Here is a 20,806-nt window from a genome sequence, read left to right as displayed (position 1 = left end):
TTAAAAATCATCATCTTCTTCTGTCAACTTGTCTTTCAATACGGAAGATATACTCTTACTTATAAGCCTTATTTCTCTAAGTATCTCTTCATAGGAAGAACTCGGATGACTAAGATAGTGAACATAGTCTCTCGCAGTTTCTAAACTAGTAAGAGACTCTTTAATACTTATTCGAAAGATTTCTATTGGTTCATCTGTCAGTAATACCGCGTCGGATAAAGTTCTTCCCCTTCGGAACGCAGTTAACGCTTTTTCGTTATTTACGATCTTGTTTAGTTGACGCAAATTACGTGATTCTCCTAACCTCGTAAATCCATCTTGTGTTTTTTGGAACATCCAAGTTGCCAACTCTTTTAACTCATCCTCCTTAATATCTTGAGTTGGGTTTTCGTCATCCAGATTTACTCCAATAAAATCTGCAATATTTCCATTGTTGATCGCTGTATACAAGACGCCGAACTTTATATTTTTCTCATTAAGCCCGTCTATTTGATAAAATCCAGAGTCTTCTATTTTCTCATAGACAGCTAGTCCGGCCAACAATAGCTTCACGTGGTCAACTCGACTTCCGATTATCTTTGCCAAGCTCTTATAAAGTGCCGACTGATTTTCTTCGTCTAAGCTTTCTTTTAACTTTTTAAGATAGCGTGCCTTAGCCAGCGAATCCCAGGGTTGAACTCCTGTTATATGTCTATAGCCTAGATAAAGTTGTATATCATTAGAACTTACAAACTTAATGACAGGTAATTCTAGAAGGCTATCTACATACTTTCCCTCTGCAATTATTTCGCTAATTGAATTTTTTCTAATTTTAGCAAGCTCGGGTCGCAACAACAACTTTACTGCAGTCAGACGCCTATTACCTTCAATAACATTATAACCTCCTTGAACTCTATTCTCCACTAGTAGCGGCTCTGCAGGAAAAAATCCTTTTTCTGCGATTGAAGCCATCAACTCAATAACATTTTCGTTTTCAAGCATCCAGTTAATAACTTCCTGCTCATCAGATCCATTTACCGTTCGTGGCAGTCTAGGATTTTCAGGATCAAAGAACAATTGATCTACTGGGACGTACTCAATCGCTTCTTTTCTGTTTTGCTGCATTCTTTTCTATTTTTTTGTTGTAAATATAGAAAATCAGTTGACCTTTAACAACTAAGGAAGCCAGTCGTGAAACATTATTCTGCTATCTGACCTGTGCACTCTGCTCGCTCTGATTCGTTTCTACACGAGCTCTGCCACTAGACCTTAACTAGTAGTCACAAATGGTCTTTAATCATATGCGCACAGTCGAATGAGGGGATCTTAATTTCTTTAGCTGACTCTATATAAAGCATTACTTGGTTTACCACCAGATCTGTACGACTAAATATCTCATTTGACCAGAAACGAAACACGGTATATCCCATAGTATTTAACCGCTCATTGTATAACCTATCCTTTTGCATGTTGCGTTCAATTTTTGGGATCCAAAAACTACGGTTAGACTTTATTCTCGGCTTCGTTTTCTCCCAATCCTTGCCATGCCAAAACTCACCATCAATAAAGATGGCTAGCTTGTATTTTTTTATGACAATATCAGGCTTGCCTGGCAATGTTTTATCATGCAATCTAAAACGCAGATTTTTTGCCCATAGCGCTTTCCTAAGAATCAACTCGGGTTTTGAATGCTTGCCTTTTATCTTGGACATGATCTTGCTCCGCTGCTTGGTAGTATAGAAGCCAGCAGCCTCCTCGAAACGCGGTACTTTAATGGGTTCTTCGCCTGCGGGATGGTTTGCCATAATACAAAGGTAACAGCAAAACTTAATAATTGGTTTCGCTCTGGGATCAATTATCCAAAACTAAAGGAATTGAAGCCGTCGTTGCTTATTATTCCTATTTTTGCTTAAATGACACATACGTTTCCATTAAACAACGCTGTTCCTGTTCATCGTCTGGCAGCATGTTTTAACAATACATCCACCACATACAAATTCTATTGGCTTTTAGCCATATTGGATGGAGTTCAGGATGGGCGGAAAGAATTGGACAAGCACGAGTTATTTGCTAGTATGATTGCAAATGCATGGTATACGGTGAACTACTTCAATGTGTCATTTGGTCAACAAGACTTAATTCAAGATGCGGTAAGGCAAATTAAAGAGATCGAGGGCATTACCATAGACGCACCAAAGTCGTTGATTAAAAGCAGGCTCGTGGAAACAGGCAATCGTCTTACCCGTAAACTATTGTTCCATTTTGATAAGCAGGTTCCGCATTGGTTCCTTAGCCCTTGGTATCCTAAAAGCGATAGGAATGCCATCTATCAATATTCGCAAGAAGGTTTTAATAAACCCATGTACCATCTACACAAAGACCGCATTGTGATACAAGACGAGTGGTTTGAATACCTGGGTCAACATCTCCGTATTGTAAAGGATTACGTATATTGGAACCTGACACTTTTTCTACAGGCACGTAATCCAAACGTGCCAGATATCCCAGGTAAACTGATTAAGCCCGCCCTTCGTGGTTCACTACTTAAACAACGTAAGTTCTGGGATTTTGTTATCGATATAAACGGTCCGATCAATTGTATCTATACAGGCAAGATACTCCATAAAAAACAATACCATGTAGAGCATTTTATACCCTACAGCTTTGTTTCTCATGATCAGATATGGAACCTTATCCCCTGTGATAACAGCTTCAACATCAGTAAAAGCAATAAGCTACCGATACTAGACAAACATTTTGAAGCTTTCTATGCACTGCAAGAACTAGCCATTAACACTTACATCCAAGCAAAACCAAACGAAAAACTCCTGGAAGATTACTTTTATATCGGCACGGATTGGCGAGAGGGATTATCGAAAGAAAAATTTTATGATGTAATCAATCCTTTGGTTACCATTGCTGCTAATAATGGATTTGAGTTTTTGTAGAAAAAAATAACTTCTACGACCAAAATGTTAGTGTATAATATTATATTCGTTAACTTGTATAACCAATAAATTCTTTCATTATGAACTTTTTAATGACTTTAGCAGCCCTAGCAGGACTTTTATCCGCTATTATTACAATTTACAAAGATCGAGATACTGCCTTAGAAATCGCCAAAATAATCCTTACTGTAATAGATTCGAAACCATTCACCCGGTTTCGAATAGGTTTATGTATTATTGTGCTAGCTTTGACAATTTTTACGGGGGGCTTACTTGTTCTAGTTGGTATTCATAAGGGCTTTAGTTTGCCTGTTTCTCTACTAATGGGAATGCTATATGCTACTTCGTTTATGCCATTAGCGTATTTAACGTTCAGAGATACAATCAAGTTAAAATGAAGAATCTTCCCATGTACAAAACATGGCAACGATTCAGCATCGATTCTTAGATCATAGCATAAATCCAGAACAGAAATTTACACTATATTATTTAGAGAACAATTATTTTTAACCCATAACTCTTTGATCGTTATATTCGGAAACAAGGTTCTTCATATACTTTGTAGAAGAAAACACATCGTTTAGGGACATGCTTGCTACTCTTTTGAATGGAGTATCACTACTAATTGTTCCTGCCCGCAAAGAGAGAAGATTGTTTATTTCTTCCTTATAACTTGTTAGCAAGCGGGTCTCAGGAACAATTGAAGACAATACAGCGTTATTAAATTTTTCAATCTCAGCCTCATACAATTCCTTTTTATCATTTGAAATCGCAACTTTAGCGGCATGAACTATTGTCAATAAATACATAACATGAAAATTAGCCTCTCTTTCAGTGATTACGCCATCGTAGTTAATTAGACTTCGTAGCTTGATGTATTCATCCATTAACGTAGCCTCTCCTGACGCTGTGGGCTGAAACTCTGAAAGGGCTTTTGATTTATCAGCCAAACCGAAAAAAAAATCGTTTACTTTATTGCTTATTTTTGTTCGAAATTGTCTAGCAAGTTCGTGCCATTCTCTTACACCGGTATATTCATCGCTTCTGCGAATTCTAACCAATAACCAAACTCCGTCGTCTAACAATACATTATTATAAAACGGCAAGTAGATGTTTTCCTCTTTTTTTATTTGTAGCTGATTTGTATTTAACACCTTCCCTCTGTGAAATAAAATGTATACTTCTGGACCTACAATATCCTCTGGACGAATACTATATTCTAGCCCACTAAAGTCAAATAGCGGCTCCCGCTTGGCTCCAGTAGCAGAAAGCACATTCTTCACGCCAGAGATTATATCCTCTCCAGCAGCAGCGACAAATTTCGAAGGTCCGGTAACTGCGGAAGCTGTTGACACCATTCCGGCAGCAACACCCAACGTAGCCTTAGCTGCACTTTTTAAGATCCCAGCCAATGCGGTATCCTTTTTAACAGCAGAAAGCTGCGCGCGAAGCGTAATGTTTCCGCCTCTAAAATTTCTATCTGGAATTACAGCTTGCTCAAAGATAGGCGCAATTTTGCTACCACCCTTGAATTCAAATGTCCCAAGTGCCACACTATAATTTTCAAGTCCACTGGAAAGCTTAATTTCAAGCGTCCCTGAAGCCATTTTGTTTGAAAACCAATTGTTCTCTTTATTAACATACCAAGCGACCGCGTCTACCCCAATATAGTGATTTCGAACAGTGAGCTTTGCTTTGTCGTTACTCTCAGGTATTTTAACATATACTTTATTTTCACCTTTTCCTGCTTCTGTAGCCATAGTAAGTCGTTTTAGTTTGCGAGATCAGATTCATTAAAGTTTATTATATTATAATACCAGCGATTATTCAATGCTTCCTGAAATAGACGTGCTATTATTAGGCAAACGTAACCCGTCTTCTATTTTCATTTCACTTTCAATCGATACGTTGTTTTGAGTTGCCCACCCGCGTTCTTGTAACACATCAAAAACGATGTTAATGCAACTAGTACCCATTAAATCTTTTGACCAATAAAATTGGTGAGCTCTCAGTGGATAAAGCGCCAAAAAGTTAAATATATTAGCGTTTTTGATATTGGCTAACTCGTATTTCTTATTTATAGGCATTGGGACTCCATTCGAATAGCTAAAAGACGGTGGTTCATCTAAATTATCATTCCTGAAATTAGACGATAAAGCATCAACAGAACAAAAAATATTAAACCACGTTATCGAATTTCCTGTATTTGTATACCGCTCGTCAAAGTAATTTGGATAGTAGGCCGAAATATATTCAAAGGGGCATCCGATTGTAAAAATTCCATCAACAAGATCTAAAGTCTGCTTTGCTGGCTTGTCCCCATATGGGAATAAGAAATCCATTCCGATGATACTGCCAAAACTGTAGCAATGAAATTGAACACTAATTGGTTCTTTATTACCTTGAACTTCAGCGATAAATTGCAATAATGAGTTTAATTGCCCCATTAATGCCTGCCTTCGCTCTCCAAAAGCGAGGTAATAATGGGCGCAAGCGAATTCCGTCGACAACGAGCTGATTTTTTCTTTTACACTGGGAACGATTGCTATTGCAGCCAAAACAACAGAGGCTATGGCTAGTAAAATCCCTTTCATGAAAACATAAAAAGGAGCGGTAATAAAGAAAGACGATTGCAGTTCCAGAACCTCTTCTATCAGTATCAACGTAGCTGGAATGAGGAGGATTCCTCCAGTAGCTAAAATTAATAGAATTGTAAATGTATAGAAAGAAAAAAAGCGCAACCGCTGTGACCGGAACCCAGAACCAGAAGCTTTAAAAAGTCTCTTTATTACTATTGAAATTTTTGATAATATTATAAAGAATAAAAAAAAGCTTTGCTGAAGCACATTCTTCTTCTTAAACTCTCCACACAGAACAGAACTATAGCCGAAATCATACAATATATACTCTAATATTTCTTTTCCATTTTTCTGAGAAAAGATAGATAGACAGTGAGTAGTTGAATCGGTTGTGTACTCAAATTTCTCTTCTTTGACAAAATATTTTATTTCAGGATCGGTGTTGAGATCATATTCCTTCGCCAACCGCTTTGCATAATTCCGGGCGGAGATACCATCAAAAGCTTCGCCTAATCCAGGCAACATTATTCCTATGTTCATTATAACTTACCTAATGAAAGACTACATTTCTGCGGTTTAGTTCGTCAATAATTATTATATGTGAAAATATATCCGCTTTTATTTACTCTCTACCAAAACATATGGGATTATCAAATTTTTGTTTTCTTCTCCAAAACATCTTATCGCTTCACTTTTCACTAGCGAAATAAAACCGTCCCATTGATTCGGATAGATCGTCTGGCAGCCTTCACTAGAGGTAGAACTATAACTACCTTTATGAATATTTATTCCGAAAAAACCTGTATCTTCATAATCTGGACTCCCATCACGGACAACGGTTACGTTGCCTCCTGTTTGAATAAGTGCCTGATAGCTTTTGTGTTTTCCGAACTGATAAGACTTCCATGCCCCACGTTTCAACATTGCCATTCCTTTACCTTTATTATATCCAACGCCTTTCCTTATTTTACTTGGGTCTGTATTTGCATTGAAGGATGCAGTGACGTTTGGTGAGTCCACAAATATAGCATCATCGTATATTCCGCGGTCATTTTTGTTCGGATCACCCATACTACGCAAGTAATACCCCCTAATCCCTACAATTACTAGAGGGTATATATTACGGTCGATATTATATGGTTCTATCATCAGCTTTAGGTCTCTTGCCGATAATCGTGGTTTTTCTGGTGGTACTATCATAATTCCAGTTTATTTGGTACAAAATTATTACGACTTATCTCACCAAATTTGACAATTAATTTGTGTTCATCAAATGACTATTGCTAGCTATATTGTTCTTTTCTAATCACAATTCATTCAATCTCACCACCCCGTTATATACTTTCGAAACGCAAGATCTTTATCCCTTAATCTCGTACCTTATAAACATCAATTATTTGCATCGTTAGGTTCAGAATCAACGTTACAGGGTGAAGACATTTAACTATTCCTCCTTAAATAACAAAAAACAAAATTATCCCTCCGACAACTATCACGGCATGGGGAAGCATAACACCCGGCCAAAACATAATTTCGATTCTCCTTTTTTTAAACTCATTGTGCCAACTTTCTGCCCATGTACAAGATATTTGAAAGGCTGATGTATAATCGCCTCCGCGAAAATGTGTTTCGATTCTTGTTATCCTTTGATAGTAACTTAATTGATACGCTTTCCAATTCGCTTCAACGATCCAAAACAAAAATGAAGATAATGCGCCAATGAGGAACAAAGCATTGCCAAAATGTACATTATTCGAAAAACCCGTTCCAATTGCAACTAGGCTCCCTGTTACGCTCCACGCCTTTATAGTTATAGTCTTACCATCGAACTCTTCTACAATTTTTTGAAGATGTAAATATTCCTCTTTTAATAACTCTTCGTGTAACATAGTTAGATACCATTTTATTGCTTGAATTAATCAGAAAATCAATCCGATAATTCTAATTAAAATTTTCAAAAAACTATCTCATTATAAATTAGCTAGATACAACGTCTCTCATCTCTTAAAATAGTGAGCAGACTCTATCACAAATTTTTTCAACCGATCGTGCTTAAAGATTTCCATTGCAAGCGGCAGCGGATGGGAGTATAGCAGATCATCATTATAGATTCGTTCCCAGTTGATTTTTGGCACTGCTACAAAGGATTCGACATTATTTTTAATAATCTTTTGCTGCACTGTTTCCATTTTAATACCTGCCCCTAACATAGCACACATAAATTCATAAGCCAATAGACCTTGTCCTATAGCTGTTGGATGGACACCATCCAATGAAAACAATCCGCCTTTACTACCTTGATTTTGATGACGTTCATAAAAGCGTGTATCTGGTTTTGGATATCTGTTGTTAATGTAATCAGGAAAAGTGTAAGCTGGTACACCGTGATTTCTGCGAAAGGCCATTTGTTCAAAAGAAGTGGCTATATCAACAATGTAGTACCTGCTTTTCTTAAGGTCTTTATTTCTTGCAGCAACAAGTTCTTTTATAACTCTATTATAGCCAGCTATTGTTTCCTCAATGAAAAGAACTTCGCTAAGGCGCAAAACTGGCAGTTTAGGATGGTCAGCGAGCCGCTCGTCATCGAAAGGAAAATAAGTGTAATATTCAAAGTATCTTCGTCCATTAATTTCAAACTCTTTTCCCATCCCTCGGGCAATCGGAGCAATTGTAACATAAGGTATGGTACCTAAGAACACCTTGGTATCTACTGGGGAATTAATCAACGCTTTATCCACGTAATCGAGCAAAAGCTGATAGTCGTTTAAAAAATCGTTAATATGCCAGAGATTGTACTTATTATAATAATTTTCGTAAAGTGCGTATAAATGCGATCGTTCTTTATCATTCAAGGCGGTACTCACTCTAGGTAATGGCGGCAAGTTTCCGGGAGACTGACTGATCTTCATATCAAGCACGGTAGCCAATGCATTGTTTGACCCCAGCCATAGAAATACATTTTCTACCCCTCCATTATGTTTGGTATGATGTTCCAGCCAATCAATTGCCGTATAAGTATTATATTGCGGCTTAGTTTGTGGTAGCCTACTGAGTACCCTGGCCGCGGTTCTGAAAAAACTTGCCGACGGCCCACCAAGCCTGTTATCAATAAATGAGTCTTTATCTTTATCGATCATCCGTTTGGCCAAATCCGCACTAACAGTCCAAGCATCGGCAACATTAAACCCTCTGACAGCTACATTGTGGAAAAAGTCTTGATGAAGGATGTCATTTCCGTTTTTGACAGGTACATAGTCAGAATCGTAGATACCTTCTCCACGCTCGTAAAAATCCTCTACGCTATCAAGAATGTCCATAGCGCCATCCACCAATTTAATTAATTCGAAAGGATTCCAAGTATCCCATTCATGACCTATACGTTTCGTTAGTTTTCTAAAGAACAATTCAAGATTAAGCGGATGCCCGCCTTTATCCCAAAATGGATGATCGCTGATCCAATCCATCTCTCTAGCAACAATACTGGAATAGCTTAGATCGGTTCTGGCAGCGGCCATAGACATAAAGCCCTGCGAAATACTATCGCCAATGGTAAAGAGCTTAATCGAAGGCACTTCAGTTGCAGAGGCCTTTGATTCGGATGATAATTTCTTTGCTATCATTAGTGGTTAGCGCGTAAAAAATTTACTTATAACTTTACTCGATTTAGCGGCATTAATTCTCTTGGCGCGAGGTTAACTTGCGTGGTATTCATAATTTCGTTGACTTCTTTATCAACCTGGTTAAAGATGTTTTGGGCGTCTTTAGTCAAGAGATCAGGGCTTGTTAATAAAATAACCCGGAAGAAGTTCTTTGCTTCTTTTACTTTTTCAAAGTCGTTCGTTTGCACAGCTTTTCGTAAATCATTGTAAGCGCTGGCTATATCAGGTATTTTAAAGAAATCGGTCCGTTTATCGCTCGCAGCGATTTCAAAAACCATATAAGGATAGTCTTTTACGGGTTTTCCAGAACGGTCTATAAGTGCAAACTCATCACCCTTGATACTTAGCTTGGATACGTCGACATCATTATCGTTAGCTCGCATTACTACAAATAAGCCCGTGCTGATCTCGTTAAGTTCCGTACAGACTCCTATTTCTAATTTTTGTTTCACATCGCTCCCGGTTAACAGTTTAATCCCTTCTTCCAAGGGTTCTACATAGGGTAAAGCTGCACTTATAAATGAAACGCCTCCTAACTTTGACATCTTGGTAAGCAACGTAATGAATGGCGATGCCAGATTATCTTCCTGTATTGAGAACAGACCTATTTCCAGCTTCACATTCCCGCCACGGTAGGGTACCGAATCTAGCAAGGTACGATTTACGTTGATAACCTTATCGACATTTTTTCCGTCTAGCTCTACCAAATTGGTCGGTGTTGTGACGACATTAAATTTTGCAGTGCCGCTGCCAATATAACTCAGTTCAAGGTGACTGTGAACGGTAGGGTAAAATTTATTGAAGCCGCTTCTGGTCTTCACAATGCGCATGGATTTCAATCGTATACTGAGGTATCCTCCGTCTGCTTCTATAATGGTATGCTGCCGCATTTCAGGTGTTTGCGTGGCAGCTAGTTTTCTGAAGAGCCAGTTTTCGGCGTCTTTGCTGAATATGTCATTAAACCATCCCATATGTTTGTTATTAAGAGATTAAATTGTGCGATTTGAATACGGACGCAGCCCAAATCCATGCAGAAAACTGTTTAAGAGCATCTAGGCCAGTACGATAAAAAGCGAAACCTAAAACGTTTCCGTTATTATCGATCAGCGCGGTCCCTGAATCCCCTGGATTTGTATGTGGGGAGGTAAGTACCTTGACTTGATTGTAGGGTTCATAATTCAAGATGTCTGGCGACCAGCCGATCACTTCGCTTTTTATCTTTTTGCCATCTCGGTTATAAAAGAAGCAACTTTCGAATTCGCGCGGTGTTACACCCAATAAGGGACCCTTGTAAGGTTTGTACTGGGTGATCTGGCTTTCATTTAAATCTAATTTCACAAAACAACTGTCTGTAATATTGTTGACCGATTTCACAATGCCTTGCAAGCCGTGTATGATAACTTGGGTTTTCCCTATTTCGACATACGAATTGGGGAAGCAATGCAAGCAAACGGTTGCACCGTAATCGCCACTTACATCCTGTGTGTAAATGCCTGCCAATGAATTGTATGAACCATCGCTGTTTACCGCAACACCATGCGATTCATCCGGATGATAACAGGAAAGAATCCTTTCGGGTGGCTTGCATACGATGATTGGCCATTCGATCTGATCGATGCTGTATTCAAATAGATCGGATTCCAGCAAATCAAGCGTGTTTTGGTTATAAATGGATTGAAACGGATATGAGAATTTATCCAGTGACTGATTGTGATTACCGAAACCATATAAGTTATTCATATTGCGGAGATACATATGATTTACGGTACTCGCGATTTTTGATTTCCAGATACCATAGCCTGATCGGATAGATTGTTTGGTATTGCCTTTAGAGGCATCAATGTATATAGGGTCATCCGTAGTCATTGTAGGGTCGAACACCAGAAGGCAATATTGTCCATTACCTAAACAAAGCAAGTATTTTTCCAGTTGGTGATTTAGCGCTGGCTGATAGGAAGCATGTTTCAGGGCGTTGGGATAAAGCCGGCGATTAAGATCGGGTGATTCTAATAAGGTTTGCCAAGTGGTAGTTGCCATGATAGGGCCTACATTTTCGATACCTCCGAATATATCGGTAACTGCATTGAATTTAGGGGTACTCCATAAATTGGATGGAGTGTTCGTTGCGCCGAGGTTTTCGTTGAGATAATCGTCTAAATTCATTTTTGACGGTTGTTTTTGCTTTTGATACTGATTAGTTGTATTTACTTATAAGTGGTTGAATCTTGATTAAAGCTCCTGCTTTATTTAATGTTCTCAAATAGCTATTGGTAGCCATTTATTGTTTATCACTTCGTTCATTTGTAAAGTACAAATATTGTTACCCCCAACGCATAGATGCTAATAAAAGCTATATTTTTATAAAATTGTGTATTGTTTCTTTTTATTTATACACTTATATTTATAGCTAACAATCAACAAGTTAACAATCTAAAACCGCGCACTATGGCCACGCTAAAGTCTATCCCCGCACGCTACATTGGGCAACATATACAAGCCCCGTTGTATGCGCTAGTAAATGAAGTGCAAGCAGGAAAACTGAAGTTGGAAGAGGTTGGTGATTACTTGCCGGGCAGTGTAATGTTACAGAACATCAAGAGCCTAACAAATATTTATATGAACCGATACGGAGCCGACAGGCTGCGCCACTCATCGGAAGAGCTTAAACTGATGGGGCCGGAATATTTTAAGCAATTTTTTCCGCACGAAGAGATTTCGATTTTACGCAAACAGCTGGTAAATTACCTGCAACTCGGAGATCCGAAAAGCTTATTTTCTTTTTACCAACGGGTAAAAACAGGAACAAAAGGCCGCTATGAATGGTATCTTACCACAACACGCACCCTCAATGCAGAAGCAGGGCTGTTGCTCCATTTGTCTTTACCTGCAGACGGCTTGATACAGGCTTCTAACCGCTGCCACTATTTGGCAGATCAGAGTACTTATTGCATGAAGCATTTTCACCTGTTCAATGCCCTAAGTAAACGCGAGAAGGAGATCATCGCCCTCATTGCGGAGGGAAAAAGCAGTTACTATATCTCGGATTTGCTTTTCATATCTATCCACACGGTAAACAACCACCGGAAGAACATTATTCGCAAACTGAACATAAAGAGCTTGGCCGAACTGATCCGCTTTGCCGTTTCTTTTGGCTTGGTTTAATATTCAGCTTCGGATGTTATTTGGTTTGCCAGGAAAACTTTATCATGTAATGCAGGGTGCTTCATTTTGCTGATGCCAGCAAAATGATGGCCACCCCCATTAGTCTCTTTTCAGTTTATATGGAAAAAGGGAGAGATAATATGCCATAATTTGTATTTTAGGATACTTTACAAGAAGAATGAAAAATAAAAAATTCAAACATGCTGGCTCGTGCAGGTTACTATTAGCGCTATTCGCGAGCATAACCGTTGCCTCATGCGCCCCTTATTTTTGGATCGTAGATAAAGATTTTATTGGCTACAAGGATAAAAACGCATTAGACTCTTTAAAAATTAGGCAAGGAACTGCTTTTACAGATTTCAACTCGGTTTTCAACAATAAAGAAATAAAAGAAATTCTTCTAATTGACAGCGGCACCCTAACCAATGTTGCAACAAATGGATTTAAGAAGGAAAGAGGAGCAAGTTTACCTTGGCGGAATCAAATAAAATATGACACCATATTCGTAACCAAAAGTACGTTGAAACAATTAAAAGCTAAGAACCCGTCAGCAGAACGGTATAAAGAAAAACTTAATGCTATACAAAATAAGAAGGTAAAAATATTCTTGAAAGGAACGTAGAAGTCACATTCTCTCTAAAATATACACCAGATGTTGTTCTTTGGTTAGAACCGCCATTTGATAAAGACTATTAAAGTTATGGCGACCAAGTATAAACAGAAAATATACTTAAAGTTGTTATGTCTCAATTTTCTAGCCCCTTCTATTGTAAAAACCTACTGCCGAGTTGAACAAGCACCAGCTCTTGGCTAGCATGATTGCAAACGCGTGGTATACGGTGAACTACTTCAATGTGTCATTTGGTCAACAAGACTTAATGTAAGATGCGGTAAGGCAAATTAAAGAGATCGGGGGGATCACCATAGACGCACCAAGTCGTTGATAAAAAGTAGGCTCGTGGAAACAGACAATCTGCTTACGCATAAACTATTGTTCCATTTTGATCCAAACGTGCCTGATATCCCGGGGTAAATTGATTAAGCCTGCTCTTTGCACGGAATATTGATTTTCCAACTATTTTTTCAACATTGTTCCAATGTTTCCACAAAGATCCTATCACAGAGAGAATCTTTTTACTTTTATCCTGAGGAAAAGCGTTTTCTTTTCAAATAAACTAATTTTTTTAGCATATTTGTACTTTTAATATTTTCACCTATTTGAACGGTTATCATCGAAATACTTATGAAAGTCAATTATTCGGACTTTAGGAAACATCTTAATATCGAAAAGATGAACGGATCTGCGGAAAATGTAGCTATCCTAACCCATTATTTGCAGAACTTCGCGTTGGAAGATACAATCGATTATGCGGAACGGGCCATTTCATACTATCAGGAAATCCAACAGGGAAACGAAAAGATCCAAGCTGTACCGTTAAAGAAATTAGTTCCGATAAAATGGGACATACCTTTCCCTGCCCCTGACAAACCGAAATTTACCTTTATAGACCTCTTCGCAGGTATTGGTGGGTTTCGGTTGGCATTTCAAAATCTGGGGGGTAAATGCGTCTTTACTAGCGAGTGGGACGAAAGCGCAAAAAGGACTTATGAATTTAATTTTGGAGAAGTGCCTTTTGGTGATATCACGAAAGAGTCAACCAAAGGCTTCATCCCAAAACGTTTCGATGTTCTTTGTGCCGGGTTCCCTTGTCAGGCATTTTCCATTGCCGGAAAAAGAGGTGGATTTGAAGATACACGTGGAACACTTTTTTTTGATGTCGCTGAAATTATTAGGCGTCATCAGCCTAAAGCCTTTTTCTTGGAAAATGTAAAGGGACTTAGAAACCATGACAAAGGAAGAACGTTAAATACGATATTAAACGTATTGAGAGACGATCTAAACTATTTTGTACCAGATCCACAGATTATCAACGCAAAAGATTTCGGAGTGCCTCAGAATAGAGAACGTATTTTCATTATTGGCTATCATAAAGATTTGGGAATTGATCAGTTTGAATATCCTGAACCGTTGGATCAACCGGTCGCTATCGAAGACATCCTTGAAAAGGAGGAGGTCTCAGTAAAATACTACTTATCAACTCAATACTTAAAAACGCTAAAAGAACATAAAGCGAGACACGAAAGCAAAGGCAATGGATTCGGATTTGAGATAATACCAAATGATAGTATTGCTAATGCCGTTGTATGTGGCGGTATGGGCAGAGAGCGAAATCTGATAATTGATGAACGGCTTAGCAACTTTACCCCTGTTACCAAAATAAAAGGGGAAGTAAACCGTGAAGGAATACGGAAAATGACTCCCCGTGAGTGGGCCCGTCTGCAAGGTTTCCCAGACACGTACAGGATCTGTGTATCGGACGTCCAAGCCTATAAACAATTCGGAAACTCGGTTGCCGTACCAGCCATCCAAGCTACGGCCGAAAAATTGTTAGCAAAGTTGAATCTGCAACAACCTAATTAAAAGTGTATTATGCCATTAGTTGGAAATAAAGGAGAATGGAGCGAATTGTATGTATTGATAAAGGTTATTGCTGATGGAAAGCTTTTTCAATCCGATTTTTCCCTTAACAGGGATCCAGACAATGTCTATGAAATAGTCACCGCGTATAAAGACGAACGGAATTATCGCCTCGATTTCCGTAGGGCTGATGACATTACGATTTATAAAGTAATCAATTCAGCCGCCGAGCATGTTGCCACTGTATCAATAGACGAGTTTACAACTATTTCGAAAGAGATATTAAAAGGCATAAAAACTGGAAAAGGGAAAACCTTTCCTATAAATCCAATCGGTGAATCATTGGACAGAGATCTTCTGATCACCAAACTTAAGGCAGATTCATCCACTAAAGCTGATATAAAATTAAGAATTTATGATCACCGTCTTGCTAAAGAAACTGACCTTGGATTTAGTATAAAATCTCTGCTGGGAAATGATTCCACGTTGTTCAATACAGGATTAGGTAATAATTTCATATATGAGGTTGAAAACAAATCAAATTGCGACCTTACTGATTTTAACAAAAACACCTATAAATCACCAAACAAAACATCTAGGTTGACTTATCGGCTTAATGAGCTCCATAGAATGGGATGTCGTTTAAAATTCAAAGATATTCAGTCCCGTAAACTTTGGAAAAATCTAAAAATAGTTGATGGAGATCTTCCAGAAGTAATGGCTTGGGCCTTGTACTATCGATGGTTTTTTAGGGAACCATCGATAAAAAAAGTCACAGAACTCTTAGAGGCCAACGATCCCATGGAATTTTATGGAGGTGAAACCTCAGGCCAAAAATTTTACGAAAGTAAAATAAAACGATTCTTAATCGAATCTGCTATGGGTATGACGGCAGAAACTCCCTGGATAGGCGAATATGATTCATTTGGCGGTGTCATAATTGCAAAAAATGATGGCGACATAGTTTGTTTCCATGTTTACGACTTCAATCTTTTTAGTAATTATCTTCTTAACAACACAATGTTTGAACAGGCCTCTACCGGAGAAGATGAATTAAATCCCGGATTTCCAAAAAGCAATGGAAAGAAATATTACTATGGTTGGCTTTATGAGGAGCAAAATAAACTGTATTATAAGATTAATCTTCAAGTAAGGTTCACTTAAAAGGGGAATCAATTGTAAAAGGTATTCGGTTTCTTTTTGCTTCTTTGCATACTACATTACCTGATTGACCAACTTCGATAAGTTCTTTTTCAACTCCTTCATTCCGTGTAACCCATGGCATGTAGTCGTTCTTTTTTAATATGGTTTAGCTACATATTGTGATCTATCTTGGTTATTCAGAGAGCTTTATTGCTTTTCGTCGGATGTTTATTTTTCTCCCTGTTGTAACCGTGCCAGAACTCGCCATCAATGAAAATAGCCAATCTGAATTTTTTGATCACGATATCCAGCGTTCCTGACAATTCACACACCTGTTATGGGTAACCGAGAATTAGACCCGAATACTTATATTCCTATTTCCGCCATTCTTAAAATATACCATTTCAGACGGGGCATGGAAGAAAAATCGTCAAACTATATGGGAGGTAAGGACAAACCAAACAGCGGAACATCGTTCTGTAATTAAGTGGCTGTTTTATTTTTCCTCTTCTCGCAGTGCTTGACATTATGGAAAAATGTTCAGTAATTCATCTATTACTAAAAGCATGCGAGTCTTATATATACTAATATTATCACTTTTACTACCATTAACAACTTTGGCCACTAAACATCACGCAGATGAGGTTGAAAAAGTATTTACTCGTTATGCGGACAGCACCTTGATCTTCAGCGGATCCGTTCCCTTTTCAGCAGAGCCAAAAAATGTATTTATTGTAAGCAAAAAGGGGGATACGGTAAGCTTTTTCACTTATCATTACGATCACAATGATCTTCCTAGATATGAAGCCCTACCTGATTCGCTTGGTGACTTTATTCGTAACAAGCAATTTCCCCGAAACGTCTCTAAATTCGGGCCTTTTTTTTCCGTACATCAAATGCCCCTTAAGGATGGACTAAAGATCTGGAAACAGTTGATGAAACTGGATCCGTGGAAAATGGCTGATGATAATATCTATGGCTCTGGCTGCCCACCTATAAAGAAGGTAACAACAGACGAAAAGGGAAATACGGTAACGGAAGAGCGATTAGGCCAGCATGATTTACACACCTATTTCTTCGATCTGTTAACAAAAAATGGTACCAAACGCTTACGGTATTACGCTCCCGAAGTGCTGGAAAAAGGATGCCCCGGAAAAGATGGGCGTAAACAAGCCATTAAGGTTAAGGAATTACTACTAAAGGCTTTTGGAAAAAAATCGGTATTCTGGACAAATACGGATCGTCGCTCCTATCGTGAATATCCCGTGGTTGATTATTTTAAATAGGTAAAGGGATCGGAGATTGTTTAAAATTGTTGATTTTCCAATGTCCCCTGCTTCTAGAAAATCCTTTTCTTTTCGGAATTTTAAACTTGGTTGTCGAGTGCTCTTGTGCTCGCCTAATCCTTACGAGGGTGATTAAGTATCAATTCCAATTACTTTTCCAATATTTAAATTCTGAAGGCGATATCCGAAAACGTGCAAAATTACCTTCATGCAAAGCTAAAATCTCCGTTTCAATTGCTTCGATGAATTTGTTGCGATCATTTTCTGGGATTTTTTCCGCCTCCTTTTTTACGAAAAGCGCTGCCCCTTCTTTTCCTATTCCATTACGAACGATGTTGGAGATAATAACTCTCATCTCTTCTCGATATTTTAAGCGAAATGGGTCAGGTTCTCCAAGCGACTGTTTAATGGCAGCATAGCGCATTGCGGATCGCTCATACGCCCAAATGAAAACATCTTTGAATAATTCAATTCTATTCAATTCATAGATGCCTAGCATTCCTCGAACATAATATTCTTCCGGTACATCGACAAAGGATAGTGGCGCAAGGTTGTTGCTGTTTAATGGGATGTTTGCAGCTAAACGCGAAACCCGCTTATTTACGTCATCAAACGGTTGAAGGTAAGGCAAATGTATTAAGACAAATAATGACTGTTCAAACGGATTTTTTATCTGCCTTGCTTTTTCTAAAATTAAATCAAAAAATTCAGAAATGAGTTGGGGTATTTCCAAGGGGGTAAACACCGAATTTGTTATACCAACACCAAACTCCCTTAATCTACCTGAAGCCGCGGGATTGGACAGCAGGTTGTTGGAGAGCAGAGCATGAAGATTTAAAATGGTATAGCGATTGAAACTCACATCATCTGCTCCCTCAACTAAAAACTCAATCGCATCTTTGTGATTCAATATCATTTGGGTTTCTTTAGCAGACTTATTCTCGGCAGGTCTGCCACCATGGATCAATATCTCGGTATCCAGCAGAGAATAGGTATTGCCCTCTAAACGACTGGAATTCCACGATAGATCGATTAATAGTCTACCAAGTATCTGCTTTGCATAAGTTCCCGCTGCTTGTGCAGCTCCCTGTGTTTTTCCGATCAGTGCCAAATGTTCTTTTTCTGCATTTGTCAGGTAACTATCCAAATTAGGACGGTAGTTGGCTAAAAATTCCGTTTGATACCCAACTGGCTTTCTTTTTGTCTCAGATCGTGTAACTAGGGCTAAAACATCTTTTCCTTCAATAGATAACGGAATATCATCTTTTGGTTTTGAGGAACGGTCTTCATTGTGTATTTGTACCTCGGTAATGGTGGGAAAATACTTGGTTGATCTCGAGCCCCCAGTGATCATTATCAAATGATCGTCCGCTAACTTTTTTAATCGTCGTTGCAATGTCCGCCTTTCAATTTGAAAAGGGAGCCTGTCCATTAATTGATCGATGGATAGCCCATTTTCATCTAATGATTGTACGATTATGTCTAATTGTTCCGTTGCATTCATCAAGTATTCGCCACAGTTTTACGACAATAATAATTGTTTTATGTCGCAAAATCAATTTTTGCGACATAAATTTGTCGCGAATAACCTTTCACGACAACAAATACAGCAAAACGTTCAACGTGATAGATGGTCCTGAATATTTCTTTTTTGCGAGAGATCGCAATAAGGTATATTACTTTAATCACTATTTTAACGAGGCTGATGTCAAAAGTTTCTATTTCGATCGTGCACATCCATTAAATGTAATTTCATCATATGAACATGTTTATATCGTTGCCGATAAACACAATCACTGGGAGTTCAGGCCGCCGGGGCAATTCAAGAAAATTAATGTGGATGGAGATCACAAACCGTGAGCTCAAAAGATAGTTAACAGAACAACTTTATGAACCACTTTCGCACGTCTCGGTTGTCCAAGTTTATTTGAGAAAAAACTGATGATAATCAGCAAAGCGCTTATACAGCCGATAGATAGAGGTAGTATTTACCTAAACTTAAGCCAGTACTTTCTTTTTCTAAAAGGAATCAAAGCTATTAAAACCGTAGGTAGACTTTAACAGCGTACTTCTCTTATATCCTAATCAGTCTGATATTTTGAGCGAACCGGATATCTTTCATATTTCGATTGCTCATCAATCCGAAGTTATTAAAGTCACAGCAGCAGAAATTCCGTTTCGGTTTCTTTTCGGCCATCAAAATATATAGATCAGCGAACTTTATACCTCATTGTTGGCTTTATTAGCTAACCTATCGACTTCACAAACTCCAAATACCTATTTCCAGCGTCAGTAATCTTATACCGCTGATTAGGGTGGGCTTGATTTTCAGGATATTCCAGTTGAAGCCAGCCTATTTTAAGCAGTGGAGTTAGGTAACGGTTTTTATTCTTGGATTGTACACTAAGACCTATTTGAGTAAGCAAATCTCTGCTAGAAATCCACTGCATAGCAGTTCCTAAAATAGGGACAACTTTATCATGTACCGTTCTATTGATTATCTCTTGAACTTGGTTACTAGCTTGGTTACTAGCTTGGTTACTCGGTAATTTGAAAAAAGCTACAACATCACCTAATTCTTTAAATACCAAATCTTTAACTCCGACACCAGCTTGGTTAATAGCTTGGTCATTTTTTTCTTGACGAGCTGGCAGAATAGTCAGGAAATGGGTGCTCTGGCCATCGGTTTCAAAAATAGGATCAGGAGAACCATTTTTATTCATAGTGCGGTATATGGTCGGAAAACCTGTACCTCGTCCTTCAGTAAGATCCAATTCTTTTAAAAAATCACCGATACGGCGATTTCGGTAATCCCGGGCAACTATCCGCCTTTGGTGATTCAGTATTTGAACATCCACGGGTGGAATTGGCCCCGGAAAACTTAATATTTCGATTTTATCTGGCCATACCTGTACCTCGATCGGATTCCCGATTTCATAGCTCTTGTGATATATGGTAACCGAAATGAATTGATCAAAAACTAAACGGCGCTTTTCCACAAATGGAGAGGGGGAATGGGCCCATAAAAGTAGCATTGATTATATTTGTCTATCGAATCACAAAGAATTATTAAATGAAATCATTTAAACTCGTAGGGCTCCAATTACCAGGAAAGACTAAAAATGAAAACGAACAATCGGGAAAAGATTGCGGCGAGCTATGGCAGAAATTTGAAGTTAAAAAAATTGCAGATCAGATTCCTGGCAAAGTTTCAGATGCTATTTATGCAGTTTACTTTGACTATGAAAGTAATGAAAAAGGACTGTTTTCCTATTTTATAGGTTGCAAAGTAGCAAATGACACTCAAGTTCCGGAAAATCTGGATGAATTGATCATTCCAGAACAGACCTATCACAAAGAAATGGCCAAAGGCCAGATGACAGGCTGCATTACCGAGGCTTGGAAAAAGATTTGGAATTCAGATATCAACCGGAAATTCGGCTTTGATTTTGAGGTTTACGATGAAAGAAGCCATAACTGGGAAAATGCTGAGATTGATATTTATCTTTCAGTAAAGGAGTAGAATCGGTCATGGAATTAAGGCTGTTTACGCTAAACAGCTGAATGCATG

21 protein-coding genes are annotated in these 20,806 nt (G+C 38.4%); 9 read left to right on the top strand and 12 right to left on the bottom strand.

What is annotated here, in order from left to right; genetic code table 11:
• Window positions 1–1,104, bottom strand: coding sequence for a ParB/RepB/Spo0J family partition protein (locus E0E36_RS05080; RefSeq protein WP_130854976.1), 1,104 nt, complete (start codon window positions 1,102–1,104; stop codon window positions 1–3).
• A gap of 155 nt (window positions 1,105–1,259) precedes the next feature.
• On the bottom strand, window positions 1,260–1,784 hold the full coding sequence (locus E0E36_RS05075) for a very short patch repair endonuclease (protein WP_130854975.1): 525 nt from the start codon (window positions 1,782–1,784) through the stop codon (window positions 1,260–1,262).
• 108 nt (window positions 1,785–1,892) lie between these two features.
• Between E0E36_RS05075 and E0E36_RS05070 the strand changes: the two genes are divergently transcribed.
• On the top strand, window positions 1,893–2,927 hold the full coding sequence (locus E0E36_RS05070; RefSeq protein ID WP_130854974.1) for an HNH endonuclease domain-containing protein: 1,035 nt from the start codon (window positions 1,893–1,895) through the stop codon (window positions 2,925–2,927).
• A 506-nt stretch (window positions 2,928–3,433) separates the two neighbouring features.
• Here the strand turns inward: E0E36_RS05070 and E0E36_RS05065 are convergent.
• The 7 genes from E0E36_RS05065 to E0E36_RS05035 form a co-directional block, all read right to left on the bottom strand.
• Complete coding sequence (locus E0E36_RS05065) at window positions 3,434–4,687, bottom strand: hypothetical protein (protein ID WP_130854973.1); 1,254 nt, start codon at window positions 4,685–4,687, stop codon at window positions 3,434–3,436.
• A 63-nt stretch (window positions 4,688–4,750) separates the two neighbouring features.
• Window positions 4,751–6,046 carry a hypothetical protein gene (locus tag E0E36_RS05060; RefSeq protein ID WP_207303718.1) on the bottom strand — a complete coding sequence of 432 codons (1,296 nt, stop codon included), beginning with the start codon at window positions 6,044–6,046 and terminating at the stop codon, window positions 4,751–4,753.
• 78 nt (window positions 6,047–6,124) lie between these two features.
• A complete protein-coding gene (locus E0E36_RS05055) occupies window positions 6,125–6,706 on the bottom strand; it encodes a hypothetical protein (protein WP_130854971.1) in 582 nt (193 codons plus the stop codon).
• Between the two features lie 254 nt (window positions 6,707–6,960).
• Complete coding sequence (locus tag E0E36_RS05050; RefSeq protein ID WP_130854970.1) at window positions 6,961–7,395, bottom strand: hypothetical protein; 435 nt, start codon at window positions 7,393–7,395, stop codon at window positions 6,961–6,963.
• A 108-nt stretch (window positions 7,396–7,503) separates the two neighbouring features.
• Complete coding sequence (locus E0E36_RS05045) at window positions 7,504–9,126, bottom strand: hypothetical protein (protein ID WP_130854969.1); 1,623 nt, start codon at window positions 9,124–9,126, stop codon at window positions 7,504–7,506.
• A gap of 26 nt (window positions 9,127–9,152) precedes the next feature.
• Complete coding sequence (locus E0E36_RS05040) at window positions 9,153–10,136, bottom strand: hypothetical protein (RefSeq protein WP_130854968.1); 984 nt, start codon at window positions 10,134–10,136, stop codon at window positions 9,153–9,155.
• 10 nt (window positions 10,137–10,146) lie between these two features.
• Entirely contained in the window at window positions 10,147–11,328 is a 1,182-nt protein-coding gene (locus E0E36_RS05035; RefSeq protein WP_130854967.1) for a hypothetical protein, read from the bottom strand.
• Window positions 11,329–11,610: 282 nt separating this feature from the next.
• On the opposite strand from E0E36_RS05035, the gene E0E36_RS05030 reads away from it, so the two are divergent.
• The 4 genes from E0E36_RS05030 (at window position 11,611) to E0E36_RS05015 (ending at window position 15,970) form a co-directional block, all read left to right on the top strand.
• The gene (locus tag E0E36_RS05030; protein ID WP_130854966.1) at window positions 11,611–12,327 is read left to right on the top strand and encodes a response regulator transcription factor; all 717 of its coding nucleotides are present in this window, start codon (window positions 11,611–11,613) and stop codon (window positions 12,325–12,327) included.
• A gap of 178 nt (window positions 12,328–12,505) precedes the next feature.
• A complete protein-coding gene (locus tag E0E36_RS05025; RefSeq protein ID WP_130854965.1) occupies window positions 12,506–12,949 on the top strand; it encodes a hypothetical protein in 444 nt (147 codons plus the stop codon).
• Window positions 12,950–13,570: 621 nt separating this feature from the next.
• The gene (locus E0E36_RS05020; protein WP_130854964.1) at window positions 13,571–14,809 is read left to right on the top strand and encodes a DNA cytosine methyltransferase; all 1,239 of its coding nucleotides are present in this window, start codon (window positions 13,571–13,573) and stop codon (window positions 14,807–14,809) included.
• A gap of 9 nt (window positions 14,810–14,818) precedes the next feature.
• Window positions 14,819–15,970 carry an HpaII family restriction endonuclease gene (locus E0E36_RS05015; protein ID WP_130854963.1) on the top strand — a complete coding sequence of 384 codons (1,152 nt, stop codon included), beginning with the start codon at window positions 14,819–14,821 and terminating at the stop codon, window positions 15,968–15,970.
• 176 nt (window positions 15,971–16,146) lie between these two features.
• On the opposite strand, the gene E0E36_RS28320 is transcribed toward E0E36_RS05015, so the two are convergent.
• Window positions 16,147–16,251, bottom strand: coding sequence for a hypothetical protein (locus E0E36_RS28320; RefSeq protein ID WP_423213029.1), 105 nt, complete (start codon window positions 16,249–16,251; stop codon window positions 16,147–16,149).
• Window positions 16,252–16,286: 35 nt separating this feature from the next.
• Here E0E36_RS28320 and E0E36_RS27660 point away from each other — a divergent pair, with 35 nt between their 5' ends.
• Together E0E36_RS27660 and E0E36_RS05005 are read left to right on the top strand one after the other, a co-directional pair.
• On the top strand, window positions 16,287–16,436 hold the full coding sequence (locus E0E36_RS27660; protein WP_165446916.1) for a hypothetical protein: 150 nt from the start codon (window positions 16,287–16,289) through the stop codon (window positions 16,434–16,436).
• Window positions 16,437–16,515: 79 nt separating this feature from the next.
• Window positions 16,516–17,235: a hypothetical protein gene (locus E0E36_RS05005; protein WP_130854961.1), complete on the top strand. Its 720-nt coding sequence runs from the start codon at window positions 16,516–16,518 to the stop codon at window positions 17,233–17,235.
• Window positions 17,236–17,374: 139 nt separating this feature from the next.
• Here E0E36_RS05005 and E0E36_RS05000 read toward each other — a convergent pair whose 3' ends face one another.
• Window positions 17,375–18,739, bottom strand: a complete 1,365-nt coding sequence (locus E0E36_RS05000) for a Fic family protein (RefSeq protein WP_130854960.1) — start codon at window positions 18,737–18,739, stop codon at window positions 17,375–17,377.
• 71 nt (window positions 18,740–18,810) lie between these two features.
• Here E0E36_RS05000 and E0E36_RS04995 point away from each other — a divergent pair, with 71 nt between their 5' ends.
• Window positions 18,811–19,095, top strand: coding sequence for a hypothetical protein (locus E0E36_RS04995; protein WP_130854959.1), 285 nt, complete (start codon window positions 18,811–18,813; stop codon window positions 19,093–19,095).
• Between the two features lie 386 nt (window positions 19,096–19,481).
• On the opposite strand, the gene E0E36_RS04990 is transcribed toward E0E36_RS04995, so the two are convergent.
• Window positions 19,482–20,270, bottom strand: coding sequence for an ATP-binding protein (locus E0E36_RS04990; RefSeq protein ID WP_130854958.1), 789 nt, complete (start codon window positions 20,268–20,270; stop codon window positions 19,482–19,484).
• Between the two features lie 38 nt (window positions 20,271–20,308).
• Between E0E36_RS04990 and E0E36_RS04985 the strand changes: the two genes are divergently transcribed.
• On the top strand, window positions 20,309–20,758 hold the full coding sequence (locus E0E36_RS04985) for a GyrI-like domain-containing protein (RefSeq protein ID WP_130854957.1): 450 nt from the start codon (window positions 20,309–20,311) through the stop codon (window positions 20,756–20,758).
• The last annotated feature ends 48 nt before the right edge of the window (window positions 20,759–20,806 follow it).

This window comes from Olivibacter jilunii (assembly GCF_900607235.1).
GTDB lineage: Bacteria > Bacteroidota > Bacteroidia > Sphingobacteriales > Sphingobacteriaceae > Olivibacter > Olivibacter oleidegradans.
Note: the sequence above shows the minus strand (reverse complement) of the source record. Positions and strands in the feature narration are given on the sequence as shown.

What these genes read in the sequence shown, in the direction of transcription:
- E0E36_RS05080 (WP_130854976.1), bottom strand. Translation starts at nt 1,104, where the DNA reads ATGCAGCAAAACAGAAAAGAAGCGATTGAGTACGTCCCAGTAGATCAA.
- E0E36_RS05075 (WP_130854975.1), bottom strand. Translation starts at nt 1,784, where the DNA reads ATGGCAAACCATCCCGCAGGCGAAGAACCCATTAAAGTACCGCGTTTC.
- E0E36_RS05070 (WP_130854974.1), top strand. Translation starts at nt 1,893, where the DNA reads ATGACACATACGTTTCCATTAAACAACGCTGTTCCTGTTCATCGTCTG.
- E0E36_RS05065 (WP_130854973.1), bottom strand. Translation starts at nt 4,687, where the DNA reads ATGGCTACAGAAGCAGGAAAAGGTGAAAATAAAGTATATGTTAAAATA.
- E0E36_RS05060 (WP_207303718.1), bottom strand. Translation starts at nt 6,046, where the DNA reads ATGAACATAGGAATAATGTTGCCTGGATTAGGCGAAGCTTTTGATGGT.
- E0E36_RS05055 (WP_130854971.1), bottom strand. Translation starts at nt 6,706, where the DNA reads ATGATAGTACCACCAGAAAAACCACGATTATCGGCAAGAGACCTAAAG.
- E0E36_RS05050 (WP_130854970.1), bottom strand. Translation starts at nt 7,395, where the DNA reads ATGTTACACGAAGAGTTATTAAAAGAGGAATATTTACATCTTCAAAAA.
- E0E36_RS05045 (WP_130854969.1), bottom strand. Translation starts at nt 9,126, where the DNA reads ATGATAGCAAAGAAATTATCATCCGAATCAAAGGCCTCTGCAACTGAA.
- E0E36_RS05040 (WP_130854968.1), bottom strand. Translation starts at nt 10,136, where the DNA reads ATGGGATGGTTTAATGACATATTCAGCAAAGACGCCGAAAACTGGCTC.
- E0E36_RS05035 (WP_130854967.1), bottom strand. Translation starts at nt 11,328, where the DNA reads ATGAATTTAGACGATTATCTCAACGAAAACCTCGGCGCAACGAACACT.
- E0E36_RS05030 (WP_130854966.1), top strand. Translation starts at nt 11,611, where the DNA reads ATGGCCACGCTAAAGTCTATCCCCGCACGCTACATTGGGCAACATATA.
- E0E36_RS05025 (WP_130854965.1), top strand. Translation starts at nt 12,506, where the DNA reads ATGAAAAATAAAAAATTCAAACATGCTGGCTCGTGCAGGTTACTATTA.
- E0E36_RS05020 (WP_130854964.1), top strand. Translation starts at nt 13,571, where the DNA reads ATGAAAGTCAATTATTCGGACTTTAGGAAACATCTTAATATCGAAAAG.
- E0E36_RS05015 (WP_130854963.1), top strand. Translation starts at nt 14,819, where the DNA reads ATGCCATTAGTTGGAAATAAAGGAGAATGGAGCGAATTGTATGTATTG.
- E0E36_RS27660 (WP_165446916.1), top strand. Translation starts at nt 16,287, where the DNA reads ATGGGTAACCGAGAATTAGACCCGAATACTTATATTCCTATTTCCGCC.
- E0E36_RS05005 (WP_130854961.1), top strand. Translation starts at nt 16,516, where the DNA reads ATGCGAGTCTTATATATACTAATATTATCACTTTTACTACCATTAACA.
- E0E36_RS05000 (WP_130854960.1), bottom strand. Translation starts at nt 18,739, where the DNA reads ATGAATGCAACGGAACAATTAGACATAATCGTACAATCATTAGATGAA.
- E0E36_RS04990 (WP_130854958.1), bottom strand. Translation starts at nt 20,270, where the DNA reads ATGCTACTTTTATGGGCCCATTCCCCCTCTCCATTTGTGGAAAAGCGC.
- E0E36_RS04985 (WP_130854957.1), top strand. Translation starts at nt 20,309, where the DNA reads ATGAAATCATTTAAACTCGTAGGGCTCCAATTACCAGGAAAGACTAAA.